The sequence below is a fragment of the Sphingobacterium sp. T2 genome (assembly GCF_000814685.1).
Classification (GTDB): domain Bacteria; phylum Bacteroidota; class Bacteroidia; order Sphingobacteriales; family Sphingobacteriaceae; genus Sphingobacterium; species Sphingobacterium thermophilum.
This window is the reverse complement of record NZ_JXAC01000263.1, coordinates 1-2,085: the sequence shown is the minus strand read 5'-3', so window position 1 is coordinate 2,085 and position 2,085 is coordinate 1. Positions and strand designations below refer to the sequence as shown.

The 2,085-nt window shown below is 40.0% G+C and carries 2 protein-coding genes; both read left to right on the top strand.

The window, feature by feature from the left end:
* The first annotated feature begins 33 nt into the window (after positions 1 to 33).
* Positions 34 to 360, top strand: a complete 327-nt coding sequence (locus tag SD31_RS19575) for a hypothetical protein (RefSeq protein WP_231561678.1) — start codon at positions 34 to 36, stop codon at positions 358 to 360.
* Between the two features lie 35 nt (positions 361 to 395).
* The gene (locus SD31_RS13800; RefSeq protein WP_231561676.1) at positions 396 to 2,054 is read left to right on the top strand and encodes a tetratricopeptide repeat protein; all 1,659 of its coding nucleotides are present in this window, start codon (positions 396 to 398) and stop codon (positions 2,052 to 2,054) included.
* The last annotated feature ends 31 nt before the right edge of the window (positions 2,055 to 2,085 follow it).

Here is a 2,085-nt window from a genome sequence, read left to right as displayed (position 1 = left end):
GCATCCAGATAACACAAGTATGCATAGTAATAGATGGAAGCGGAATATAAGACGGCGTTGAATGAATTCGAACGTCTTAATGGTTCCAAAACTTTCGAATCTACTTATCCTTATTATATTACGGCCCTGTACTTCTTGGATAAACGTTATGATGATGTGTTGAGCTATGCTTTGCCGATATTGGAGAAAACAAAGCAGGAATATGAGACGGAGATGATCCGTATCATTGCGGCCACGTATTTCATTAAAGGCGACCTTGCCAAATCCAAACAGTATTACGACAAGTTCCAACAGCAGGATCAGGGCAAAACCCAAAACAATCAGGATAGTTATCAAATAGCTATATCGCCTATAAATTAGGAGACTACAAGAAAGCTATTGCTGAATTTGAAAAGATGGATGAGCCTGATGCGTATTATCAAAGCGCGATGATAGCCTTGGGTGATGCGTATATCAAAACAGGAAACAAACAGGGGGCTCGCAACGCCTTCTTCAAAGCTTCCAAATTAGACTTTGATCCTAAGCTTCAGGAAGAAGGGTTGTTCAATTATGCCAAGCTATCTTACGAGTTGGAATTTCATCAGGTAGCTTTGGATGCTATCCAAGAGTATCTGGATACTTATAAGAGTACCAATCCTTCACGTAGGGAGGAAGCAAAGACCTTACATGCCGAAGTGTTGTTGAGTACAAAAAATTATCGTCTGGCAGTAGATGTGTTGGAATCATTCCCTCTTACTACCAAAGAAGCTAAGGCCGCATACCAAAAAGTAACCTATTATCGCGGTCTTGAATATTATAACGAGCGGGCTTTCGAAAATGCTATTTCTATGTTTATGCGTTCGGAAGCTAATCGTTATGACGAAGAGATTTATGCGTTGGCGATTTATTGGAAGGCTGAAGCGATGTATGAAGTACGGAAGTACAAAGAGGCTGTTACCAATTTCAATAAATTCTTGCAGCTTCCTGCTGCTCGTAAGACCGAAGTGTATCACTATGCCAACTATGCGTTGGCCTATGCAGCCTTCCGTAATGACAACTACAATACGGCAGCCAATTATTTTGAAAGATTTCTTGCTGGAGGCGGAAAAGATGGCATTGACCTCAATACGCGCAACGACGCTATAGCTCGTCTTGCAGACTCTTACTTTGCTACCAAAAACTATGGCAAGGCCATGTCTTACTATGATAGGCTTATAAATAGCAATGCGCCAAGCCAAGATTATGCACTATTCCAACGTGGTATTATTCAAGGTCTACAAGGTAATAATGATGCTAAGATTGCAACATTAAACTCTGTAATTGCTAAATATCCAAAATCGAATTATGCCGATGACGTAGCCTTCGAGATTCCTTATACATATTTCTTGATGGGACAATACGACAAGGCAATTGCAGGATTACAGGCGATGGTGGAAAAATACCCACGTAGCTCGTATGTGCCACGCGCTTTATTAACTATCGGTTTGGTACAATATAATCAAGATAATACCGATGCAGCACGTGCTACTTTTGAGCGTGTTGTAAGTCAATATGCTACTACAGATGAAGCGAAGCAAGCAATTCGTTCTATAGAAAATATTTATTTAGATAAAGGAGATGCTTCGGGATATATCCGATACGCTACTTCTACTAATATTGGTAACCTGTCTCAAGCAGAACAAGACGCACATACGTTTTCAATCGCACGTAATCTATTTGAAAGAGGAAATTACCAAGGAGCTGTAGAGGCAGTGAATGCTTATTTCGATAAATTTCCAAAACCTATCAACGAAAAGTTTGCCCGCTATATCCGTGGGGAGAGCTACGCGCAGCTAGGTAAAGATAGTGAAGCACTTCACGACTTCAACATTATTCTGAATGATTGGACGTCGGCATACACGGAAAAAACATTGATTAGTGTGTCTAAGCTTCACCTGCGCAACAAAGCATATAATGAAGCGGTACAAATTCTTAAAAAACTCGAACTCACTTCAGAGTATAAAGAAAATTATGGCTACGCCATCAAAAACCAGTTGATCTGCTACTATAATATTGGAAATGACATTGAACCTTAAACTACGCAAATCTTCTTAAAGAATATGAGAA

What these genes read in the sequence shown, in the direction of transcription:
- SD31_RS19575 (WP_231561678.1), top strand. Translation starts at nt 34, where the DNA reads ATGGAAGCGGAATATAAGACGGCGTTGAATGAATTCGAACGTCTTAAT.
- SD31_RS13800 (WP_231561676.1), top strand. Translation starts at nt 396, where the DNA reads ATGGATGAGCCTGATGCGTATTATCAAAGCGCGATGATAGCCTTGGGT.